The organism is Psychrobacillus sp. FSL K6-1415 (assembly GCF_038003185.1).
GTDB classification, from domain to species: Bacteria; Bacillota; Bacilli; order Bacillales_A; family Planococcaceae; genus Psychrobacillus; species Psychrobacillus psychrodurans.
In genome coordinates this window covers 2,783,434-2,806,476 of sequence record NZ_JBBOOQ010000001.1, presented here as the reverse complement: position 1 = coordinate 2,806,476, position 23,043 = coordinate 2,783,434, and the positions used below count along the sequence as shown (strand labels likewise).

The following is a 23,043-nucleotide window of genomic DNA, read 5'->3' as shown; positions in this document are numbered from 1 at the left end:
TAGAAAGGGTGAATAGGATGAAGATTGAAACATTACAAGTTGTTCAAGGGGATTTCCAGTTAAGTAATTATGATGAAACTGCAAAAAACTTTAAATGGGATGATGCAGAAAAAGAATTCTCGTGGTATAAAACTGGAAAAGTGAATATGGCGTATGAAGCAATTGATCGTCATGCAGAAACTGATAAGAAGGATAAAGTAGCACTTCATTATCTAGATGCAGAGCGTAAAGAATCTTATACATTCGGTGATATGAAAAAATGGACGGATAAAGCTGCTAACGTATATGTAAACCATTCGAATTTGTCAAAAGGGGATCGTCTCTTTATTTTCATGCCAAGATCGCCTGAGCTATATTTTGCTCTTCTTGGTGCTACAAAATTAGGCTTAATAGTAGGTCCCCTTTTTGAAGCGTTCATGGAAGGTGCTGTTTACGATCGTTTATTGGATAGTGAAGCAAAAGCAATTGTCACAACACCAGAATTATTAAATAGAATTCCGTTGGATAAATTACCTAATCTAGAGACAGTGTTTATAGTAGGAGAAAATGTAGAGGAATCCGATAAGTTTATCGATTTCAAAACAGCATTACATAATGCCTCAGAATCCTTTGAAATCAGGTGGGTTGATAAAGAGGATGGTCTAATCTTACATTATACATCTGGTTCTACAGGCAAACCGAAAGGTATTTTACATGCTCACTATGCAATGGTGCAGCATTACCAATCGATGAAATGGGTTATGGATATTAGAGAAGATGATATCTATTGGTGTACAGCAGATCCAGGCTGGGTGACTGGAACATCTTATGGAATATTTGGTCCCTGGCTAACAGGGACTACATCACTTATTCTTGGGGGTAGATTCTCACCAGATGCTTGGTATAATGCCATAGACGAATACGGTGTTACTGTTTGGTACAGTGCCCCAACGGCATTCCGTATGCTGATGGGCGCAGGAGATGCCATTGTCCAACAACATAATCTATCGTCACTTCGTCATGTGTTATCGGTTGGGGAACCCTTAAACCCAGAGGTGATCAAATGGGGAATGCAAGTGTTTAATAAACGTATCCATGATACATGGTGGATGACCGAAACTGGTGCACAGATGATTTGTAACTATGGCTGCTTACCTATTAAGCCAGGGTCCATGGGTAAACCATTACCTGGAATTGAAGCAGCTATAATAGATAATCAAGGTGCTGTGGTACCGCCTTATACAATGGGAAATCTAGCACTTAAAAAGGGTTGGCCATCTATGATGCGCCAGGTGTGGAACAACAAAGAGAAATTCGAGTCTTATTTTATAAATGATGAATGGTACTTCTCGGGAGATTCAGCATACATGGATGAGGAAGGTTATTTTTGGTTCCAAGGTCGAGTGGATGACGTAATCATGACATCAGGCGAACGCGTTGGACCATTTGAAGTGGAAAGCAAATTACTAGAACATCCAGCTATTCTAGAAGCAGGAGTTATAGGAAAACCAGATCCTGTTCGAGGTGAAATCATTAAAGCATTTGTTGCATTAAACGAAGGATATGAACCATCTGACGAACTTATAACAGATATTCAACAATTTGTAAAAAAAGGTCTTGCAGCACATGCAGCACCTAGAGAAATCGAATTCAAAGATAAACTTCCAAAAACCAGAAGTGGTAAAATCATGCGCCGCGTATTAAAAGCTTGGGAGTTAAAGCTGCCAACAGGCGATTTATCTACCATGGAAGATTAATGGTCTAGGTGAATTAAAGTAATACGAAATATAAAAGTACAAAAAGCATTGCGTTTAGCAATGCTTTTTTGTACTTGATATAGGTAAGGAGGGGAAGTTGGTGTATGGATTTGACAGAATGTTTTGGCTTGATTTATTTATCTTGTTAGTTATCGTGATATCACTTTTAACTTTATTTAATACTGTTATGAGAAAATGGCTAAAGTTAGAGAAAAAGGATTTTTTTTATATAACCATATGAATGCAAAACATAAAATTGGACGATAATTTTTAGTGAGCATGATTCTTGGCTTATTTATTAATGCCATGAGAGATGCATTGTAAGGGTTTTGGTTTTTGGAAATCTGGTTTTTAATTGTTATTTTTATAGTTGTGTCTGAAACCGATAGGGCCATGATGGATTGGAAGCATGCAGTAAACAAAAAAAGAATATATATTTACAATCAGCCAGTTAGTATTTGGTGTTATTTTGTTACTAACAGTCTTTAAGACTAATTTTTTTGGATTGATGTAAAAAAGATAGGAGGGAAATCCAAGTAACATAAAAACCATCTATCAGACTGTTGATAGATGGTCATTAAAGAACTACAATTATAAAAATTATTGTGTTTAGGATGGAGAATCGTCACGATTTGACTCCATGTATTATTTAATCCTGATTAAACCACAGCTCATCTTTGTTATCAATCTCACCATTGTAATTAATGAGAATTTCATCTCCTGCTTTAATATTTGTGTAAGCATAGAAGTCAAATGTGTGATTTTCAAAATTAATCTCATACATTGCATTCGGTTCATAGGAATGGTTAAACAACATTCCGTAACCAAGGAGGATAGCAGAATGATTTATTCCATATTCAAAAGCGTAATCTCCAAGTATGGTTTGCTCAATGTATTGATGCTGGTCGTTTGGATATGCAATGACAGGTGCTTCATGGAAAAGCTCTCCTTTTTTTATATCACATGTAGCAAATACCCCTCTATTGAATTCTCCATCACTTAATGGAGATGTTTTTACCTCAATCATGTTTATTCGCCTACTCACTTTTAAAATATTCTTTCTAACTGTAACATTAATTTGAACATTATGCTCCTTTTATTTTGGTGTAATATCATTGCGTAAGAATAGTTGACCATTTAATGGAACAAGAAAGACCTGGTAAAAAGACGCCAGGTCCTCAAAGAACAGAAAATTAGATATGCCGTTGATTTACGCTCCGAGCGGCCGCTTACTGTGGGCACGGTTTCGGCCGCTTCCTTCGCTTCACTCAGTCCTGGGTCATCAGCTCGTGCTGTTCCCATTGAAGTTGCCGCCCTACGATCCTATCAACAATGGTCATTTAAAAAACAGATAATTGAAAACAGTATCGGCTAAATAAACGAGGATTACATTATAAAACGTCAAGATGAAGTTAACGCAATTATTTAGGAAATCTTATCGTATAAGCTATATGCTTTGCCCAATCACCTAGTGGGTAATACTCATTAAATTGATTGTAATGGAATGTGGCGACTCCAGCGGGATAAGCGAGAAAGTCGAGACCCCCAAGTAGCGTAGGGAACGAGGCTCGGCCGCGCATGCGGAAAGCGTCCACATGAAATGGCAATCAGTAGGATTATTCATCTTTTATTGTTCCATGATCCCAGTATTCCTGGAAATTTTTTATACTTTCTTATTCCTCAAAAAGAGCCCAATTCTCAATCGAATTAGGGCTCTTCTATGTTTCATTTATACTATTTTTACACGCCCTCATCAGGAGAAGTCGGTTCTTCCTCTACGGGAGGGGTAACAGGTTCTTCTTCAATAGGTGGTGTAACTGGATCTACAACAGGAGGTGTTACTGGATCCTCCTCATTGTCTTCAGGTGTTGTAGGAGGTATTGCTGGTTCAGGTGGTTCTGCAGCTTCTATGGAAACTATATTAGATGCTCCTGATTCTAATCCAGTAATATCGACAGCAACAGCAATAAATTGCCCAGCTCGATTAACAGAAAAACTATTTTCTGCTGCCTCTTTGGTAGAAGAAAGTAGTACTCTTTGTCCATTTACGACTTCATACACTCGATATCCCACAACATCCCCAGAAGTAGACTTAGACCATGTCATAGTACCACTAGTCATTGTAGCAGTGACAGCAGCTGGTGGGCTTCCGTCAGCATTAAATACTTCCTCCGAAACAACATTACCTCCAAAGGCCGATTTTGTAGGGAATAACTTAGAAGCGTTGCCTCCAAATTTGCCAAGCATACGCTTGATAAAGTCTTCGTTTACTCCGTAGCCACCACTTACAACAAATTCGCTTGGTGTGTTATCGAGCGCACGATATCTGTTTCCGTTAATCTCAACGTAGGATGAAGAGATTAAACTATCATCTTTTGCAGTTGGTAATAAGACAGCCGCGTTAAATAAATCAGACTTTACTAAACCTGCTTGAGAACATGCATCTGAGACCGCTAATCCCGAAATTCCACAGAATGATCTAGTAACGACTCCCTCCGGTGCCGTAAAGTTAGTAGAGGCATCTACTAATTCAGGATTCACATCATACATAGCATTCATCATATTAGACCAGAACATATTGATGCGTACACTAGGGTGATTGTAGCGATTATTCATATAATATAATGTCTGTGTATCATCTCCATAACCTAACCAAACTCCTAAAGAAATATTTGGGTTATAGCCTACTAGCCATGAATCATTATGATTTTGTGTTGTACCCGTTTTTGCTCCAAAATCAGATTGAAATTTCAATCTAGAGTTTGCTAATTTTGCAGTCCCCTCGGACAGTACATCTCTTAACATATCGGTAATAATATATGAAGTAGCGCTACTAAACACGGGTACAGCTTCCACCTCATGCTGATAAATTACATTGCCGTCTACATCTTCTATTTTTTCAATCATATATGCATCGATAAATTGACCATTGTTTCCAAACGTACCAAAGGCATTTGTATTTTCTTCGAGTGTTGCACCTTTTGTCATTCCACCAATAGAAAGGGCATGATTGGCATACTCTGTTTCTTCAATACTCTCAAAGCCCATTTTTGTTAAAAATTCAGTAGGTTTACGATCCATTATTAAATCGTATAAACGAATAGTTGATAAGTTTTGGGATGTTGTCAAAGCATCCCTAGCAGAAATAATACCTAGCTCCTGTGTAGTTGTATAGTTAGATGGTGATTTTGCCCAAGTGGTGCTACTTAAATTGTCCAACTTCACGTCTACTACTGGACTACCTGCACCTATTACCCCATATTCTATTGCTGGAGCATATACTAATAAGGGTTTAATCGTAGAACCAATTGGTCTGATTCCTTGTGTAGAGTAGTTTACTTTATCAAGTTTATGATCTCTTCCTCCTAAGAAGGAAAGAATCTTCCCTGTTCCATTTTCTATTAACATCCCGCCAACTTGAACAGGAAAGTCTTTTACAATGGTCTCACCGGAATCTGGATCTTTCACTTCTTTTTGGAAAGTATGTCCATAAAACTCGAATTCATCTCTAACTTTTAACATAGCCTCATACATGTCTTTATTAATAGTGGTGTGAATGCGATAACCATCTGTGCTAATAGAACGTTGTGCTAAAATATCGTATTTTTCATATAGTTTTTTCTCTTTATCTAATCTAGCAGGATCAATTGAGTCTGCCTCAGCAAACTTATCCCTTAATATATCTTTAACCCTATTTTCAATTTCGTATGTCAACCAAGGGTATTTATCCTCTGCAACAATTTCTGGCTGTCTAAAATCTTTTGTAATATCATAGCTTACCGCATTATTGTATTCTTCATCTGTAATATAACCAGTTTCATTCATACGGAATAACACAGTCTTCATTCGTTCAATACCAAGTTGTAGGGCTTCTCCTTCTTTTAGTTCGCCGCCTTGTCGAAATGGTGTATATGCAAATGGAGCTTGTGGAATACCCGCTATGTAGGCCGCTTGGGGTAAAGTAAGATCTTTTGCTTTTAAATTGAATATTCCATTTGCCGCTGTTTCTATCCCTGCAATGTTTCTCCCATTAGAGTTCCGTCCATAAGGGATAATATTTAAATATGATTCTAGTATTTCATCTTTGTTCATAAAGTGTTCTAAACGCATAGCTAATAGAATCTCTTTAGCTTTACGTTCGTAAGAAACTTCGTTTGTTAAAATTTGATTTTTGATCAATTGTTGGGTTAGTGTTGATCCACCAGTTTGTGTATCTGAGTTAGATACATCTTGAAGTAATCCGCGGAATATTGCTTTTGGTACAATGCCATTATGCACTTCAAAATACTCATCCTCAGTAGCAAGTACTGCATCAATTACATGAGGAGATACCTCTGATAACTTTGTTTCTGTTCGTTCCAAATCAGTACGTAATTTACCTAAATATACATCCCCGTCAAAATAGACTTCTGAAGTCTCATCATAATTAAATACAGCACTTCGCATTTCTTCCTTATCACGAAGAGGTTCTTCTTTTACTAATGATGCGAAATATCCAGCGCCGACGGATACGCCGAATACACCCATTGTCAGGATTCCGACCATGAGAAGTAAACATAGATTCCATAAAACACCGGAAGATATTCTTAATCCCTTAGCCCATTTCGTAGATTCCCATACATCAAATTTATCTTTATAATTCTGTATTTTTTCTAGCCATTTCTTCATTCAGTTCTCGCCCCCTAAATCTTGAATTATTATACCATACGCACATATTGTTAGACATAGTTATTGACATCCAATGTAAATTAGGTAAAATAGGTATATATTTTAACGAAGAAAAGTCCGAAGTAGTATTTATGCATACTGTGAAGAGAGCTAGCGGTTGGTGAGAGCTAGTCAGTGTATAAAAACGAATTACAGGCTTGGAGTTAAACGTACTCACAACGATACGGTGATTGAGGCGGAGGGAGTAATTCCTTCAAGCTGGGTGGTACCGCGCTAACGATTAAGCGTCCCTGCATGATTATATATCATGTAGGGACTTTTTTATTTTAAGGAGGAGATTATATGGTGAACTTATTAGATGATTTAGCTTGGAGAGGTCTTTTATATCAGCAAACAGATGCGGAAGGTATGGAACAGCTTCTAAATAAGGAGAAAATCTCATTGTACTGTGGGGTGGATCCGACTGCTGACAGTATGCATATTGGCCATATCGTACCATTATTAACGTTAAGACGGTTCCAAATGCACGGACATAAACCAATTCTTTTAGTTGGTGGAGCAACAGGGATGATTGGAGATCCTTCCGGTCGTTCAGAAGAGCGTCAATTACAAACGACAGAGCAGATTGATTTGAATGTCCAGGGGATAAAAAAACAAATGGAGCAAATTTTTGATTTTCAATCCGAAAACGGTGCACAAATGGTAAATAACCGTGATTGGATTGGCTCCATGAATGTAATTGAATTTCTAAGAGACTTTGGAAAATTAATTAACATCAATTATATGCTTGGAAAAGATTCTATTGCTTCTCGCTTAGATACAGGACTGTCTTTTACGGAATTTGCATATACGCTTATTCAGGGGATTGATTTTAATCATTTATATGACCATTTTGGATGTCGAGTTCAAGTGGGTGGATCCGACCAATGGGGGAATATTACTACTGGTTTAGAGGTGATTCGTAAAACACATGATGATAATACGAAGGCCTATGGTATTACTATTCCTTTAGTAACAAAAGCTGATGGAACAAAGTTTGGCAAATCTGCATCAGGTTCGATATGGTTAGATGCCAAAAAGACATCTCCATACGAATTTTATCAGTTCTGGATTAATACAGCAGATTCAGATGTTATTAAATATTTGAAAATCTTTACTTTCTTAGAGCGTGTAGAAATTGAGGCCTTAGAAGTAACGGTTGAAAATGAGCCGCACTTAAGAAAAGCACAAATAACGCTAGCTGAAGAAATGACTCGCTTAATCCATGGACAAGATGCATTGGACCAAGCCATTCGAATTTCCCAGGCATTATTTAGCGGTGATTTGAAGGCTTTGACTGCAGAAGAAATGAAAGATGCTTTTAAAGATGTACCTTCAGTTGAGATGTCTAAAGAGGACAAATCTATTGTAGACTTCATAGTGGAGGCCGCAGTCTCCCCATCTAAACGTCAGGCACGAGAAGATGTAACCAATGGTGCTATTTCTATTAATGGAGAAAAAATCACAGATGTTGCATACGTAGTAGGTGGAGAAGATCGATTAGAAGATGAGTTTATGATTATGCGCAGAGGTAAGAAAAACTATAAAATGATTAAGTTTGTATAAGATAAAAGCTACTTCCCAATACTCTAAAGGGGAGTAGCTTTTTAAACTGATTAAAAACCGCCACGCTCATCTATGTGGTGATTATTCTGGCCATCTTTTACTTGAAGCTGTTTCTTTTCATGCTCATTTAATTTTTGATATTCCAGATAATTTTCGCCTGTAACATTATCTTTTTTCTTCTTATTGGGTGAACTAAACGATTTAACTTTTTTCATACAAAGACCCTCCTATTTCTTAAAAGTTCCTCGTTAGTATTGACCAGTTTTGTTTAAATAGTCACAAATTTAGTAAGAAGATGAAAAAAGAAATCATTACTAGTTAAAAAAGAACTTAAAATAGTATAAAATAATAATAAGGACAAATATGTTTGCTTTTAAAACATAATTTTTTATTATTGGATTGAGGGGACGTTCGCAGTGAGTGCAAAGAGGTATATATTACATCATTTTGATGATTTTTTTGTTGTTCTATTTGAAAAGGACAATAAAGCAAATAAACTAGTCATCTTAAAAGATAAATTTACGGTAGATGCTAAAGAGGGAGATTTATTAGAGGTAGAAGTCAACCAAGATAAATCAGGTTACAATTTTAAGATGCTAGAAGAAGAAGCAGATAATACAAAACAAAGATTATTAGACTTAATAGAGAATATGAAAAAAAGTTAAGTATTAAAATAAATTCAGTTGTGGAAGCGCAAATATTTGGGGTAATAGTAAGTCGACCATAGCAGCCTTAAGTTGTAAAGAGAGAATAACCTCTAAAACAATTTAAAGCTGTTTTTCTATTGTTATAAACAAACTAACGTTATTGTGTCAAATGAGATCTTGGATTTGAAAATATTAGTTAAGGTAAAAGCATGTAATTGGAAAACTGGTAAATAATTTTAATGAAATGACAGATAATACTAAAGGGCTATTGATAAAATTGCTATACAATTTAGGTGATTAAAAGGCAATAGGCAAAATAGGTTCATTAATTTCGACATGGCCAGATGTGTATATTCAGATTTATTAGGGGCTTAATGAAGTTTTATATTGACTATCTTGAATATCATCCTGTTAATACGAAATTAGCTATTAACGTAAATGTTTAAAGGTCTCCAGTTTAAAAAAAAGCCCCGAAAACTTGTGTTACCAAGTTTTCGAAGGCTTTTAATAAAGCAATAATATTAACGAGAGTAGAACTCAACGATTAGAGCTTCATTGATTTCAGCAGATAGTTCTCCACGTTCTGGATTACGAACGAAAGTACCTACTTTGTTGTCAGCGTTAAAAGATAAGTATTCTGGTACGAAGTTATTAACTTCGATAGATTCGTTTACAACGTCTAGGTTTTGAGATTTTTCACGAAGAGAAATTTCTTGACCTGCTTTTAGACGGTATGAAGGAATATCAACGCGTTTACCATCAACCATAACGTGACCGTGGTTTACTAATTGACGTGCTCCACGACGTGTACGAGCAAGACCTAAACGGTATACAATGTTATCAAGGCGAGTTTCAAGAAGGATCATGAAGTTTTCACCATGTTTACCTTGCATTTTACCAGCTTTATCAAATAATGTACGGAATTGACGTTCGTTTACACCATAAGTGTGACGAAGTTTTTGTTTTTCTTGTAATTGAAGACCGTACTCAGTTAATTTTTTACGTTGGTTAGGACCGTGTTGTCCTGGTGCGTAAGGGCGTTTTTCTAATTCTTTACCAGTACCGCTTAGTGAAATACCAAGACGACGTGATAATTTCCATGATGGACCTGTATAACGAGACATGTATGTCTCCTCCTCTATGTTGGTTTTATTTTTGTTGTAAAATAAGACCAGATGTATTCAGACTAGCAGACATTTTGTTTTCATGTATCATCGCCCTAGCAGCCGAGGGTTACGGGATACACCATCTATAGAATAGAGGAACAAAATGAGCAATCTAGGCCATACAACTGCTGCATTTATTTTACACAAAGTCCATTGTATCTCTATATATAGTAAAAGTCAAACGATAATCTAAACCAAAATAGCAACAAAAATATAATAGACATAGAATGGATAAATAAGATAAAATATAGTTATATTGAATTATTCGGAACTGTGAAAAAAGTATCATAGTTGCTCTTGGAAAGCTGAGAGGTGAAGTAATGGAAAGTAAAGATAAGATTATCCATCTAAAAAGTGGTATTCTAGATATTTGGAATGAAAGTGTTTTTACACACCAATCTAGTATTAAATGGTTCGAAGATTTACAAGAAATTTTATTTAATTTTTTTGGTATACAAAAAGCAAAATACTTTATATATGACGCCGAGACGTTTTTGGAACTTTCATGGAATCATTCATTTTCGAAAAAGCTCAATGCTATAAAATGGGCAGAGATTGAAACGTTTTTCTATGATAAAGATTTTATCGATGTGCACACACTACAAATAAAACATTCCTCCGATAATGACGTAGCATTATTATTAAGAGATGTGGAGCGACAGCAACCATTAGGATTAATCATAATGGAAACCACGGAAAAATGGAAAGAATTTTCACAAACACCTCAATTAGATGAATTCATAGAAACGATTACTAAATTAGTTAAAACGATTAAAAAGTCAGTATTCTTAACACAACAGGAGAACCAGTATCGAAATTTGTTTAATGTAACGAAAATGTTTAATTCAACATTAGATATCGGTCAAATTTTAGAAGGAACATTACACTCCATTCAATTAGCTTTTCCTAAATTCGAGTCAATACTTATCCTATCAAATGATCAGGAGCGTAAAACGTCTGTTCCTTATAAGTTATTCGATTATACAACAGAAAGAAATACTACAGTTGAAGCATATGTATCAGGTGAAATAACGACAGAATTAGCACAGGACTTAGGTGTTCGATTACTAAATATTCCTATTGTAGGAAAACAAGGAATCTATGGTATTTTACAAATTTCTGCCCCGTTAGATTACTTATTTTCAATCAGACAAAAAGATTTTGCCATTTTGCTTGCTGAAGCAGCGGGTAATGCCTTGGAAAATGCTAAATTATATATCCAATCCCATCGATTGGTTTCCGATTTACAATTAATAAATGAAACGTCGCATAAGTTAAATATGAATTTATCCTTGGAAGAGATGCTTGTTTTCTTACGAGACCAATTAATTAAATTTTTCCATCCCGAGCACGTTGCCTTTGTATTTATAGAAAATGATGAATTTAAGATTTCTTCAGTAAGTACTGATTTATTTCATACGATTGATGGGCAGTTATATATTCAATATGTCACTAATCATTTTAAGAAACAGAAGGATTCTATATTTATTGCAGATTTCAATCGTTTAACAGATTTAAAATATGAATACCGTTCTTTAGTGGCCATACCATTAAAAGAACAAAGCAATATAACCGGATTTAGTATTATTATGCATAAGGAACCGTATTATTTTTCGTTTGACAATTACAAGTTAATGCAGTCCTTAATACAACATTCGTCTTTGGCTATTAGTAATTCGACTCTACGAAATAAGCTACAAAAAATGGTTGATCGTGATCATTTAACGAATCTTTTCGCTCGTAATTATTTGGATAGATATGTAGAAAAGGCGATGGATACTGATGACCAAGGTGTCTTTGTGCTTATTGATATTGATAATTTTAAACGGGTAAACGATACTCATGGTCATCAAATTGGTGATGAAATTTTAAAGCAAATAGCAAGAGTTATTCAAGGGATGATAAAAAATAAAGGAATAAGTGCAAGGTGGGGTGGAGAAGAGCTAGCCCTATACTTCTCTCATATGTCACTAGAACAAGGCATAGAAATGTGTGAACAGTTGTTAGTGACCATCCCACAACAGACTAGCCCTTCTGTTACAGTTTCTATTGGTATCTCAAACTGGCACCGAAGAGATGATTTGAGTTTCAATAATCTTTTCCACAACGCAGATACTGTATTGTATAAAGCAAAAAACAATGGTAAAAACCAATTACGTGTTTATAAGGCATCTCACTCTTCCTGAGGAGGTGCCTTTTCTTTTTTTAATATTCCATGTACACTATATGTAAGCGTTTACAAAAGGGGGTATTTATATGAGTAATTCAAGTTATTCTAAAGAGACATTGTATATTCATAAAGGATATAAAACTGGAAAGCATCAAGATAGCCTTTCAGTTCCACTTTACCAAACATCAACATTTGCATTTGACACAGCAGAGCAGGGAGAGAGAAGGTTTGCTGGAGAAGAGACTGGTGGGATATATTCCCGATTGGGAAACCCTACGGTACAAGTATTGGAGGAACGGATTGCCACAATGGAGTTAGGGGGAGGAGCACTAGCTTTTGGTTCTGGAATGGCTGCTGTGAGTACAATATTAGTTCACCTTACTAAATCAGGTGATCATGTTCTATGTACGAGAGGAATTTATGGTTGTACGTTCGGACTACTAAAAATTTTAAATGAAAAATACAATATTACGCATGACTTAAAAGCATTAATGACAGAAGAAGAGGTAGAAAATGCAATTAAACCAAATACTACTTGTATATATATAGAAACACCGATTAATCCGACGATGGAGATTGTAGATATAGAACTAATCACTAAAATTGCTAAGAAACATGGAATTCCGGTAGTAGTTGACAATACATTCTCCTCTCCATATTTACAAAACCCGATTGAGTTAGGGGCAGATTTCGTTCTTCACAGTGCCACAAAATATATTAATGGACACGGAGACGTTATCGCAGGGATTTTAGTAGGAAGAGATAAGGAGGAAATGGAGACAATCCGAGGTACTGTTCAAAAAGACTTTGGCGGTATCATTTCCCCATTCGATGCATGGCTATTAATACGAGGTTTAAAAACGTTGCATATCCGTATGGACAGACATTCGGAAAATGCCAGTACAGTATTCGACTTTTTAAAGGCACATCCATCTGTAGAAAATATTTATTATCCATTCGATAAGGATAATCCTCAATACGATGTAGCGAAGAAACAGATGAAAGCTGGTGGTGGTCTCATTTCCTTTACTATAAAAGGGGGAGTGAAACAAGCACAAAAGCTGATGAATGAACTTAAATTAATAAAAATTGCCGTGAGTTTAGGAGACGCTGAAACACTGATACAGCATCCTTACACGATGACTCATTCGGTTGTACCTGAAAAAGAAAGATTAGAGATGGGTATAACAGAAGGTTTATTAAGACTTTCTGTTGGGCTGGAGAACTCTAGTGATATCGTAGAAGATTTACAGCAGGCTTTATCTAATATGTAATAAATGGAAGGAGAAATCTCCTTCTGTTTTTTTATGTGCGCCTATGTGAGCATGACGTAATTTGTTGGATATAATTCAATCTGAAGGTAGAAGATGGGGGTGCTTAGGATAGTAATTCTTCGTTTTTATGAAATGAATAAGTTCCCCAAGTTAATCTTGTTGTTTCAGAAGTAGATGATTTTGTGTTAGACAGCGAATAACTACTTGTTGGATATAAAATGCAGAGTTTTAATAGCTAAATTGAAATCGATTTATTACGTAAGTGGAATGAAAGGAGAAATATAATTGAAGATTGATTATCTTATCTTTGACTCGTTACCTAATAGACTTTTATTAGATAGAATCGTTGAATTGCATACAGATATTTTTGGTACTTCTGATGATTTAACGAACAAAATGGCAAATAAGCCTGGATTATTAGTTATTGCTGCTATGAGTGGTGCAAAAGTTATAGGGTACAAGATTGGATATGCAATAGATGATGCTAAATTTTATAGTTGGTTAGGCGGGGTGGCTACTAATTTTCGTGAATTTGGGATTGGTTCTACCATAATGGAAAAACAACACAACTATTTAAGGGAAAAAGGTTATAGTCTTGTACAAACAAAAACAATGAACAGATGGCGCAGTATGTTAGTTTTGAATATAAAAAATGGATTTGATGTCATTGAGACATATACCGATGAAAAAGGATTGCATAAAATTATTCTTGAAAAAAGTTTATAAAATAAGCATTAGCATTAAAAATAAGAACAGCTTATGGAATATTTTCATTGAAGAAACTTAACTACATTAAAAATAATTTGAAAGAAAGAATTGGAACTTTTTATGCTACATAGAGTCATATTAAGAAAATGACCTTGGAGGTGTATTATGGTTCCGTTCAGCATGCGGTCAATTGCCTTTATTGTATTGGGGAGTTTATTTTTTGTATTAACCTGGATAATAGAGAGCTATTTTGAACCCCTCCTACTTATAGGTGCAATAGGTTTATTAATGGGAGGTATATTTAGTTTTATAGCTATCTTTAAAGAAGAAAAAGGAAGTATGAAATACATATCCGTTATTTCTTTTTTTATTATTCTCTTTTTATTTACTTGGTTTAAACCGTTCGAGATTATTCGGATAATAACCTGGCTTAAAATTATTACTTAATATAGATAGAAACGTTAATTCGAGAAGGATTAACGTTTTTTTATAGAACTTAGTGTACTAAACAAGGAAATTAGTCTAGTCTGAGTAAATTTTTAAGATTAATTAAAGAAAAATATTGAAAGGGGAGTGTATCTTAGAAGCGTTTCTGATGTTTGGAATATTACATTCACTAATAGCAGGATATTTTTTTAGAAAATAGTACTTAGAGATTCTCTTTTTTCACCCTATCAATTTAACCACTATTTTCCTTAGGTGGTAGTGTAAGTGTCATAGAATAACTTTTAAAAATTAATTCTTAAGATTTGTTTTGGAGGAAATTATAACTTCTCTCTTTACCTTTTTATTGGAAAATGGAATATTATAACTATTAATAGATTATTAGAGGAGGTTAGAAGATTGTTCCCATTGTTTAAATAGTAACCATTCATTCTTACAAAAAATTGAATAAAAAATCGTGAAAGCCTACAGTTCTTAGAAAAATAATTTAAGGGGAGATATAAAAAATGACAAATTATACACCCAAGAAAAAATATTATATTCCAACCAATATCGAGGACAAACTTTCAAAGGATTTCCTTCAGGGGATAACACGTAATTTTGAAATGTTAGATGAAATAGAAGGTGGAACGGCTAAGACTATAAAGGCAGACACAACTGGGCGGACTAAAATACAGGATTTAATACAGTTAGCTCTTAATCATGCAAATGATGGTGATACCCTGATTTTACCTCCAGGAAATTATTGGCTAGAGAAGAATACAAAGCTAAATGATTTTCCAAACAATGATCAGCCTTGTCTCCTGCTGAGAGGTAAGAAGCGAATTCACTTAATAGGTTATGGTGCTGTTTTATTCACAAGAACTCATGCACAGGGAATATTAGAGCTTCAGCTTTGTGAGGATTGTATTATTGAAGGTATCAAGTTTGAGGGATATGGTGAGTTCCCTGAAATAGATCCTGTAACTGGTTATGGGGAAAAAGGTACTTCTGCTGGGGGCTATCCAACATCTGGATTTTGGAATTATAGAAAAAATAATAGCTTCGATACGAGTGCACGTGCTAGAAATGATGGTCAACCATTCGGATTATTTGGCGGAGGATTTATAGGGAATGTAGGAAGTGGAGTTTTAGTACATCGTGGTTGTAATAATATTATCTTCAGAGCTTGTGAAAGTAGCGGATTTAATTACTCAGGATTTTCGGTAGGACATTTAGGGGACTATCTACCAACCGATTTAGAATACGGAGATAATGCAAACATAACTTTTATAGAATGTAATGCTCATGATAATTATTCTAGCAATTATGTATTCTCGGCAGTAGAAAGACCGCGGGTAATAAATAGTATAAGTGATAGGGCAGGGCATCCGCATGCCTCCAAACATCATACTTATGTAGACCCTGGCTACGGGATCAATTCACTGGGTACGTTGTTTTCAAAAGCCAACGATCTTTTAATAAGTGGGTGTACGCTTAGGGGAAATAAACGTAAAGCTATAGATGGCCATGCTGGCGGTGGTTTAATAGCAACAGATAATCTTATATCTGATTCCATGGTTGGAGGGGTCTATTATAAGTGGACTAATGTAGAGCAATATGCAAAGGACTGTATTATAGCTAACAATAAAATCGAAAATTGTGGTTATGCTAAAAATCCATTAGGAGCTATCTATATTGGAGGAGTACAGAGGCAAACGAAAGTCAATCAAGAGACGAATGCCATAGTGACCAATAATCATGTTGAAAATTGCTTTGGTACAGACGGAGTTATTTTTGTAGGTTCATTTGATCGATTGATTGTTGATGGGAATATCATTCACGGAGTTCCAGATGAGTTGGACATTGCAAACACCATCTTTGAGCCATATGTGATTTATGCTGGATATTCCATTCCTACTCAACCAAACTTTGGTGGGAATGTGACTAATAATATAGTAGATGTAGAACATCCAAGAATAGCAGGAGGAATATTAGTCCGAAATTTACAGGATGGATCGGTCCAAGGCAACACGATTAAAACACCTAATTCTTTAACTCAATATGGGTTAAGGATATGGAATTGTAAGGATGTAGGGGTAGTTGGAAATACGATCAAGATGGGGGATGAAGGAGTACCACTCACTGCAGAAACAACTGGGTCAGTTGGACATAATACACTAGTAGGCGGTAATGCAGTATTCCAGCCTCTTCAGAGTCAGCCGATTGTATTTAGCCTGGCAGCAAATAATGGAAATGGGAGCATTCAATTTAAGAGCGGGCAACCTTATGTTTCTTTAGTTGAGAGCAATCCTAAGGGGTTAGTGGTCAAGCTTCAACATGTCTCTCCCGGCATTGTACCATTGGTAAAATTCTCTCAAACAGGAGAGAATGGACTAACATCAAATAGTCATTCAATAGATTATATTTACAGTCATCATGTTTCGAATTCAACTGTTACGATAGGTATAAAACAAACAAAAGAATCAGATCATGTTCCTTTTGAGAATATGACTCACGGTGGTTTGGAAATAGAAATTATCATATAAATAATGTAAAAATTTTAGGATGAAGTAGCTAATGTAATTCTATTAGTGAAATAGGTTATTCAAGTGAACAATAATAGTATGTTATTTGACGAACAGTTGTTTTAATCAAAGAGGAAGAGCACCTAACATATAGTTAAGTGCTCTTTATTTTATATAATTCCTTTTAATCACCTTGGAGGACATTGCTGATAGTAAAGATCCGTAATTGAGTGAGAATGCAACTACATCACCTGATTTTAAAAAAGTTATAGCTTCCATTCATCCTTTAGCTTAGGTTTTCAAATATCTTGGCTTTCTACTTTATAGCGAGTAGCATAGTCCATCTTTAACTTCTAGAATATTTAGGCCAGTCTTGCATTGAAAAAAGTAGGACCTACTAAACGGTCCTAATTCCCCTCTAATGTCAATATATTGGCACAGCCTTTGTTTATATATGCTTAACCAATATTTTAATAAATTGTTCCAAGCCTTCTGCATCCTGCTCAGTGAATCGATCTTTAATAGGACTATCGATATCTAGGACCCCTACCAGTTCACCATTTTTAACTATAGGAACTACAATTTCAGATTGTGATGCTGCATCACATGCAATATGGCCTGGATAAGCGTGTACATCTGGGACAATAACTGTTTCTTGTTTTGAAGCTGCTGCTCCACAAACACCTCTACTAAGTGGAATTCTAACACATGCAGGTAACCCTTGGAATGGTCCCAGTACAAGTTCTCCATCTTCCATTAAATAAAACCCAACCCAATTAATCTGATCGAAAAATTGATTTAATAGTGCAGAAGCATTGCTTAAATTTGCAATTGCATTTGTCTCTCCAGTTAAAAGAGCATCTAATTGTTTGGAAAGCATAGTGTAATTAGCTGTTAAATCTTCAGAGTAGATTGATTTTGTGAACATATTTACATTCTCCATTCTATAGTAAGTTACTTATTTCATTATAAAACTGATGTAAATCTTTTGCTTGGTGTGCATCAGATCCAAATACAAGAGGAATCTCGAGTTCCTTCGCTAGTTTTATATAAGGCAGAGGTGGATATATTTCTAAACAATGAGGCTTGGCTAAACCAGCAGTATTTACATCAAGTTCTAGTCGCTGTTGTTTGATTTCATTCAAAATAGCTACTATATTTTCATGGTCCTGCACTCTTTCGGTAAGGGTATGTTGGAATTTGTGGACTAACGTGATATGTCCTATCCTCTTCGGTTTAAAATGACCTAGATTACTCGTTATTGAATCCATTAGTGTTTTATAATACAATTTATACACAGACATTGGGGTACCAAGTCGGTCAACGAATTTTAAAAATGTAGATTTAGAGAAATCAATGCAAGTATAATCATCTTCATATTTTAGGAAATGAACTGATAAAATAGAGTCATCCAAGTATTTCCCATATGTATTTAAGAAAGATGTAGTATTTTGCTCAAATCCAGCTATAAAATCGATTTCTAAACCCGTAGAAATAACAATATCCTGGTTATATTCTTTTTTCAACTTTTGTAACTCGGAAATATAAAATTCCAATTGGTTCAAGCTCATCCCGCTGTCCTTATTAGGTGTAGGATCGATAAAACCTAAAGGTAAGGGAGCATGTTCAGTAAAGGTAATTGCCTCAAAGCCACTTTGAATTGCTTGTTCAATATACAAATGAAAGGAATCTTCTGTCCCATGTGGACAATAAGGTGTGTGGATGTGTCCATTCCGTTTCAACAGAAATCAGCCTCCAAATTATAGAAATATAAGTTTTTTTAAGAATTAATTGCTTTTCTCTTCTTTTATGAAACAATAACATAAAAAGCATGGTAAGATATAGAGTAACATTGGAAATAGAACTTTTTGAATTTGGAACAGGGGGCTTACGATGAAGTATATCATCCCAGCAGTCATTATACTTTTAGTAATTGCAATTTTTGCATTTATCATAAGACGAAAACATAACGCAGAAATAGAGAGATTAGAGCATGAGAAACATCAAATTCAAAACAAACCGATCTTAGAAGAAATGACAAAAGTAAAACAACTGAATATGAATGGTCAAACAGAGGAAATGTTTGAACGGTGGAGAAATGCATGGACAGAGGTAATGGATGTGCATATGCCCAAAATCGATGTTCTATTATTTGACGCGGAAGAAAGTATAGATAGGTTTATATTCCCAAAGGCGACTAAAATTGAAAAAGAAATTCAAACGTTAATATCTCTTTGTGATAAAAAAATGTCTGAAATTTTAACCGAACTCGAGGAACTAATCGGTAGTGAAGAAAAAAACCGTATCGAGATGGAACAATTGAAGGAACAGCATCGTGCAGCTAGAAAAACACTTCTTGCACATCAGTATTCCTTTGGAGAAGCAGTGAAGGCTTTGGAACAAAAGTTAGAATCCTTCATTCCGCAGTTTGAGGAATTTGATAGACTAACGGATACAGGAAATTATTTGAGTGCACGAGAACTTGTTATAACTGTTCAAGATGATGGCCAAAAGTTCTTCCCAAAATTACATGATATTCCTACAGTGCTATCCGAAATTCAACATAAAATTCCAGCCATTATTCATGAATTACGTAATGGGCAAAAAGAAATGGAAGAAGGTTCTTATTACTTACAGCATCTTGAAATGAATAAAAAATTGGATTCTATAGAAACAGAACTTGTAGAGTTAAAACAAGCAATCATTGAACTGAACGTAGGTAAAACAATAAGTAGAGTAGAAGAGTTAAAAGACGAATTGGACACTTTCTATGATTTATTGGAAAAAGAAGTAATTGCAAAAAAATATGTTGATCAATACAAAGAACAAACTGGCACACGTTTACGTGAAGTTACATCTGTTACTCGTGCTGTTAGTGAAGAGGCTGCATATGTACAACAGAGCTATCGTCTACCAGAAAAAGAAGCGGAAATTCCACAAAGCTGTTTAAAAGAGCTGGAGGAATTAGAGAAGAAGTATGAATTGCTTTCTAGCCGGGTAGAAGAAGAACAATCTGCATACTCAAGCCTACAAGAAGAGTTAAATGAAATTGCTGAAGAAATTGATCGTCTATATGAAGAGCAGGACCGATTTGCAAATCGCTTGAAAAACCTTCGCATCGATGAAAATAGTGCGCGTGAAAAACTAGATGAACTTAAAGATATGTTACATGATACCGACCGCATGTTACAAAAAGCCAATATTCCTGGAATTCCAGAGGATATGGACGTTCGTTTAGAAGAAGCGGAAGAGCATATTTATGTAGCAATGCAAAGTCTCCAGGAAGTGCCTCTAAATATGTCTTTAGTAGATAATTATTTAGAAAAAGCAGAAGCATGTATGGAGGAAGTACATAACAGAGCGAAAGAAATGTTAGAAAATGTGTTACTGACAGAGAGAATCATTCAATACGGTAACCGCTATCGTGCAAGTCATCCGGAAATTCATGCGCGACTACTAGAAGCAGAGGAAGCGTTTAGACAATTACGTTATTCTAAGGCTTTAGAAGATGCAGCAACAGCAGTCGAAGAGGTAGAACCAGGAGCTTTAAAGAAAATTGATGCATTAGTGAAAGAAGACGCTTGGCGTACATAATCATACGATTTAAAAACAGTATGAAATTGTAGATGTTTGAAAATCACATTTTGTATACAAACGTGAACCACCTCACTATGTGACGGTGGTTTTTTTCCGAAAAGGAGAGGTATTGAAAATGATTTATTTTGATAATAGTGCAACGACTAAAGTACATCCAGAGGTATTAAATACATTCGTGACTGTCAACGAAAAATTTTGGGCAAATCCAGCATCCATTCATACGTTTGGACATCAGACAAATGAATTGTTACAATCTGCTAGAGAACAAATTGCAGCGATACTAAAAACCTCGAGTGAAAAAGTGTATTTTACATCTGGTGGTACAGAGTCTAATAACCTTGCGATATTTGGTTTAGCTCAAAAATATAAGCAACGAGGTAAGCATGTACTAATTTCTGAAATAGAGCATCCTTCTATTATAGAAGCAGCTAAAAAATTGAATGAACTAGGATTTGAAGTTGAGTGGATTCCCGTAGACTCGGAAGGAATCATTTTGTTGGAGTCAGTTAAAAAAAGTATACGAAATGACACCGTATTGGTGAGTGTTATGCATGTGAATAATGAAACAGGGGCCATACAACCAATAGAAGAACTTTCTAATATTGTAAGGAAAAAAAGCAGAGCCCTTATTCACATGGATGCAGTTCAAAGTTTCGGAAAAATTCCAGTTAATTTTATGGATCTAGATGTAGATTCTATAACCATCTCTTCTCATAAAATACACGGATTAAAAGGCTCGGGATTACTTGCATTAAAAAAAATCATTGAAATAGAACCGATATTGTATGGTGGTGGACAGGAATCAGGTATTCGCAGTGGTACAACTTCTGTACCTTTGGCGGTCTCTACAGCAAAAGCAATGAGACTTGCTATGGAGAATTTGGGGAGTAAAGCAGTGAAATTACAATCCCTGTCGGATGATTTAATAGAATTTTTACAGTCTTTTTCTTTTATAAAAGTAATATCTCCAACTAAGAAAGCCCCTCATATCATTTCATTTTCGGTGAAAAAAATGAAGGGAGAAGTACTAATTAATGCGTTACAGCAACAAGATGTTATTGTTTCCACTAGTAGTGCATGTTCATCTAGACAAACGAAAACAAGTCATGTATTAAAAGCTATGCACATTTCAGACGATTATATTAAAGGTGTATTAAGAATAAGTCTTAGCACCATTAGTACCCAGCAAGAAGTAGACCAATATAAAAATGTATTCAAGCATGTAATGAATGTAATTAAAGGAGATTAAAAAGCATGAAGTGGGAAAAAATATTAGTACGATACGGTGAATTATCTACCAAAGGTAAAAATAGAAAGCAATTTATATCACATTTACGCAATAATATAAGGTTTTCATTTGTAGATTTGCCTAATATTAAGATTCAAGCTGAAAGAGATCGCATGTTTTTAACATCATCAGATGATTCCGAAATTCATGCGTTAATCGAACGTTTGCCTAAAATATTTGGAATTCAATCATTTAGTCCAGTAGCTTCTTGTTCAAAAGACTTAGATGATATTCAAGCAACTGCACTCAAAATAATGGATAGCTTAGAAAGCCAAGATAAAACGTTTCGGGTTACTGTAAAACGCACTGATAAGTTTTTTCCATTAGACACTTATGAGCTGCAAAGTGTGGTAGCGAGTAATGTATTAAGACAAAACCCTACTTTAAAAGTTCAAATGAAAAAGCCAGAAATCGATTTACGAATTGAAGTGTTAAATGATGCTGTCTATATGATGGCACAGGTAATTCCTGGTGCGGGTGGAATGCCTCTAGGTTCGAACGGTCGTTCCTTATTAATGTTATCAGGTGGAATAGACAGCCCCGTTGCTGGATATATGCTTTTAAAACGTGGGGTTCGTCTCGATGCAATACATTTTCATAGTCCACCATTCACAAGTGAACGGTCGAAAGAGAAAGTAATGGACTTGGCCAATCAGTTAAGTCACTTTGGGGCAACTGTGAGACTTCATGTCATACCTTTTACAGATATCCAACAAAGTATACAAGCTCAAATCCCTGAAAATGTATCAATGACTACAACTAGACGGTTGATGATGAAAATTGCCGATCTAGTACGTGCAGAAATAGGAGCATTAGGAATTGTTACTGGCGAGAGCTTAGGCCAGGTTGCAAGCCAGACATTAGAAAGCTTAACTGCCATTAATGCTGTAACATCTACACCAATTTTCAGACCACTTATTTCTATGGATAAGTTAGATATTATTGATATTGCCCGGGAAATAGGGACGTATGAAACTTCCATCTTGCCTTATGAAGACTGTTGTACTATTTTTACACCATCCTGTCCCAAAACAAAACCAAAGCTTGAGAAGGTTGAGTATTACGAAAGCTTTAAGGATTTTGACGATTTAATAACAGAAGCAGTGCAAAATAGAGAAGTTCTTTCATTCCCAATGAGAAAGTCGAATGAATTTTCAAGTCTTCTTTAACAATTAGTAAAAAATACCTTTTCCTCCCTGTGTATGAATTAGACGAAAATGAACAATCTAATTT

17 protein-coding genes and 1 other annotated feature are annotated in these 23,043 nt (G+C 35.3%); of the genes, 11 read left to right on the top strand and 6 right to left on the bottom strand.

What is annotated here, in order from left to right:
• The first annotated feature begins 17 nt into the window (after positions 1-17).
• Both acsA and MKY60_RS21195 read left to right on the top strand, forming a co-directional pair.
• On the top strand, positions 18-1,736 hold the full coding sequence (gene acsA, locus MKY60_RS13260; protein WP_340930156.1) for an acetate--CoA ligase: 1,719 nt from the start codon (positions 18-20) through the stop codon (positions 1,734-1,736).
• Positions 1,737-2,072: 336 nt separating this feature from the next.
• Positions 2,073-2,225, top strand: coding sequence for a DUF4181 domain-containing protein (locus tag MKY60_RS21195; RefSeq protein ID WP_445677989.1), 153 nt, complete (start codon positions 2,073-2,075; stop codon positions 2,223-2,225).
• 160 nt (positions 2,226-2,385) lie between these two features.
• Here MKY60_RS21195 and MKY60_RS13255 read toward each other — a convergent pair whose 3' ends face one another.
• Both MKY60_RS13255 and MKY60_RS13250 read right to left on the bottom strand, forming a co-directional pair.
• Positions 2,386-2,763, bottom strand: a complete 378-nt coding sequence (locus tag MKY60_RS13255; protein ID WP_090564311.1) for an SET domain-containing protein — start codon at positions 2,761-2,763, stop codon at positions 2,386-2,388.
• 713 nt (positions 2,764-3,476) lie between these two features.
• Positions 3,477-6,404, bottom strand: a complete 2,928-nt coding sequence (locus MKY60_RS13250; protein ID WP_340930155.1) for a transglycosylase domain-containing protein — start codon at positions 6,402-6,404, stop codon at positions 3,477-3,479.
• A gap of 99 nt (positions 6,405-6,503) precedes the next feature.
• Positions 6,504-6,699 (top strand) — a binding site (T-box leader).
• Between the two features lie 47 nt (positions 6,700-6,746).
• Here MKY60_RS13250 and tyrS point away from each other — a divergent pair.
• Positions 6,747-8,009, top strand: a complete 1,263-nt coding sequence (gene tyrS / locus MKY60_RS13245; RefSeq protein ID WP_340930154.1) for a tyrosine--tRNA ligase — start codon at positions 6,747-6,749, stop codon at positions 8,007-8,009.
• Between the two features lie 50 nt (positions 8,010-8,059).
• Here the strand turns inward: tyrS and MKY60_RS13240 are convergent, their stop codons facing one another.
• The gene (locus MKY60_RS13240) at positions 8,060-8,224 is read right to left on the bottom strand and encodes a hypothetical protein (protein WP_241596939.1); all 165 of its coding nucleotides are present in this window, start codon (positions 8,222-8,224) and stop codon (positions 8,060-8,062) included.
• 201 nt (positions 8,225-8,425) lie between these two features.
• Between MKY60_RS13240 and MKY60_RS13235 the strand changes: the two genes are divergently transcribed.
• Positions 8,426-8,674, top strand: a complete 249-nt coding sequence (locus tag MKY60_RS13235) for a hypothetical protein (protein WP_241596937.1) — start codon at positions 8,426-8,428, stop codon at positions 8,672-8,674.
• 503 nt (positions 8,675-9,177) lie between these two features.
• On the opposite strand, the gene rpsD is transcribed toward MKY60_RS13235, so the two are convergent.
• Positions 9,178-9,780 carry a 30S ribosomal protein S4 gene (rpsD, locus tag MKY60_RS13230; RefSeq protein ID WP_090564303.1) on the bottom strand — a complete coding sequence of 201 codons (603 nt, stop codon included), beginning with the start codon at positions 9,778-9,780 and terminating at the stop codon, positions 9,178-9,180.
• A gap of 362 nt (positions 9,781-10,142) precedes the next feature.
• Between rpsD and MKY60_RS13225 the strand changes: the two genes are divergently transcribed.
• The 4 genes from MKY60_RS13225 (at position 10,143) to MKY60_RS13210 (ending at position 16,946) form a co-directional block, all read left to right on the top strand.
• Positions 10,143-12,008: a sensor domain-containing diguanylate cyclase gene (locus MKY60_RS13225; RefSeq protein WP_340930153.1), complete on the top strand. Its 1,866-nt coding sequence runs from the start codon at positions 10,143-10,145 to the stop codon at positions 12,006-12,008.
• A gap of 70 nt (positions 12,009-12,078) precedes the next feature.
• A complete protein-coding gene (gene megL, locus MKY60_RS13220; RefSeq protein ID WP_090564298.1) occupies positions 12,079-13,266 on the top strand; it encodes a methionine gamma-lyase in 1,188 nt (395 codons plus the stop codon).
• A gap of 285 nt (positions 13,267-13,551) precedes the next feature.
• The gene (locus tag MKY60_RS13215; protein ID WP_340930152.1) at positions 13,552-13,992 is read left to right on the top strand and encodes a GNAT family N-acetyltransferase; all 441 of its coding nucleotides are present in this window, start codon (positions 13,552-13,554) and stop codon (positions 13,990-13,992) included.
• Positions 13,993-14,924: 932 nt separating this feature from the next.
• Positions 14,925-16,946 carry a right-handed parallel beta-helix repeat-containing protein gene (locus tag MKY60_RS13210; protein WP_340930150.1) on the top strand — a complete coding sequence of 674 codons (2,022 nt, stop codon included), beginning with the start codon at positions 14,925-14,927 and terminating at the stop codon, positions 16,944-16,946.
• Between the two features lie 427 nt (positions 16,947-17,373).
• Here MKY60_RS13210 and MKY60_RS13205 read toward each other — a convergent pair whose 3' ends face one another.
• Both MKY60_RS13205 and hisJ read right to left on the bottom strand, forming a co-directional pair.
• On the bottom strand, positions 17,374-17,853 hold the full coding sequence (locus MKY60_RS13205) for a GAF domain-containing protein (RefSeq protein ID WP_093496084.1): 480 nt from the start codon (positions 17,851-17,853) through the stop codon (positions 17,374-17,376).
• A gap of 16 nt (positions 17,854-17,869) precedes the next feature.
• Entirely contained in the window at positions 17,870-18,667 is a 798-nt protein-coding gene (gene hisJ, locus MKY60_RS13200) for a histidinol-phosphatase HisJ (RefSeq protein WP_090564291.1), read from the bottom strand.
• Positions 18,668-18,818: 151 nt separating this feature from the next.
• On the opposite strand from hisJ, the gene ezrA reads away from it, so the two are divergent.
• From ezrA to thiI, 3 genes are all read left to right on the top strand, one after another.
• Positions 18,819-20,519, top strand: a complete 1,701-nt coding sequence (gene ezrA / locus MKY60_RS13195; protein ID WP_090564289.1) for a septation ring formation regulator EzrA — start codon at positions 18,819-18,821, stop codon at positions 20,517-20,519.
• 118 nt (positions 20,520-20,637) lie between these two features.
• Positions 20,638-21,771 carry a cysteine desulfurase family protein gene (locus MKY60_RS13190; protein WP_340930148.1) on the top strand — a complete coding sequence of 378 codons (1,134 nt, stop codon included), beginning with the start codon at positions 20,638-20,640 and terminating at the stop codon, positions 21,769-21,771.
• Between the two features lie 5 nt (positions 21,772-21,776).
• Positions 21,777-22,979, top strand: coding sequence for a tRNA uracil 4-sulfurtransferase ThiI (thiI, locus tag MKY60_RS13185; protein ID WP_340930146.1), 1,203 nt, complete (start codon positions 21,777-21,779; stop codon positions 22,977-22,979).
• Positions 22,980-23,043 lie beyond the last annotated feature (64 nt).

Bases quoted from the DNA above. Each gene is read 5' to 3' on its own strand.
- acsA (WP_340930156.1), top strand. From the start codon at position 18: ATGAAGATTGAAACATTACAAGTTGTTCAAGGGGATTTCCAGTTAAGT.
- MKY60_RS13255 (WP_090564311.1), bottom strand. From the start codon at position 2,763: ATGATTGAGGTAAAAACATCTCCATTAAGTGATGGAGAATTCAATAGA.
- MKY60_RS13250 (WP_340930155.1), bottom strand. From the start codon at position 6,404: ATGAAGAAATGGCTAGAAAAAATACAGAATTATAAAGATAAATTTGAT.
- tyrS (WP_340930154.1), top strand. From the start codon at position 6,747: ATGGTGAACTTATTAGATGATTTAGCTTGGAGAGGTCTTTTATATCAG.
- MKY60_RS13240 (WP_241596939.1), bottom strand. From the start codon at position 8,224: ATGAAAAAAGTTAAATCGTTTAGTTCACCCAATAAGAAGAAAAAAGAT.
- rpsD (WP_090564303.1), bottom strand. From the start codon at position 9,780: ATGTCTCGTTATACAGGTCCATCATGGAAATTATCACGTCGTCTTGGT.
- MKY60_RS13225 (WP_340930153.1), top strand. From the start codon at position 10,143: ATGGAAAGTAAAGATAAGATTATCCATCTAAAAAGTGGTATTCTAGAT.
- megL (WP_090564298.1), top strand. From the start codon at position 12,079: ATGAGTAATTCAAGTTATTCTAAAGAGACATTGTATATTCATAAAGGA.
- MKY60_RS13210 (WP_340930150.1), top strand. From the start codon at position 14,925: ATGACAAATTATACACCCAAGAAAAAATATTATATTCCAACCAATATC.
- MKY60_RS13205 (WP_093496084.1), bottom strand. From the start codon at position 17,853: ATGTTCACAAAATCAATCTACTCTGAAGATTTAACAGCTAATTACACT.
- ezrA (WP_090564289.1), top strand. From the start codon at position 18,819: ATGAAGTATATCATCCCAGCAGTCATTATACTTTTAGTAATTGCAATT.
- MKY60_RS13190 (WP_340930148.1), top strand. From the start codon at position 20,638: ATGATTTATTTTGATAATAGTGCAACGACTAAAGTACATCCAGAGGTA.
- thiI (WP_340930146.1), top strand. From the start codon at position 21,777: ATGAAGTGGGAAAAAATATTAGTACGATACGGTGAATTATCTACCAAA.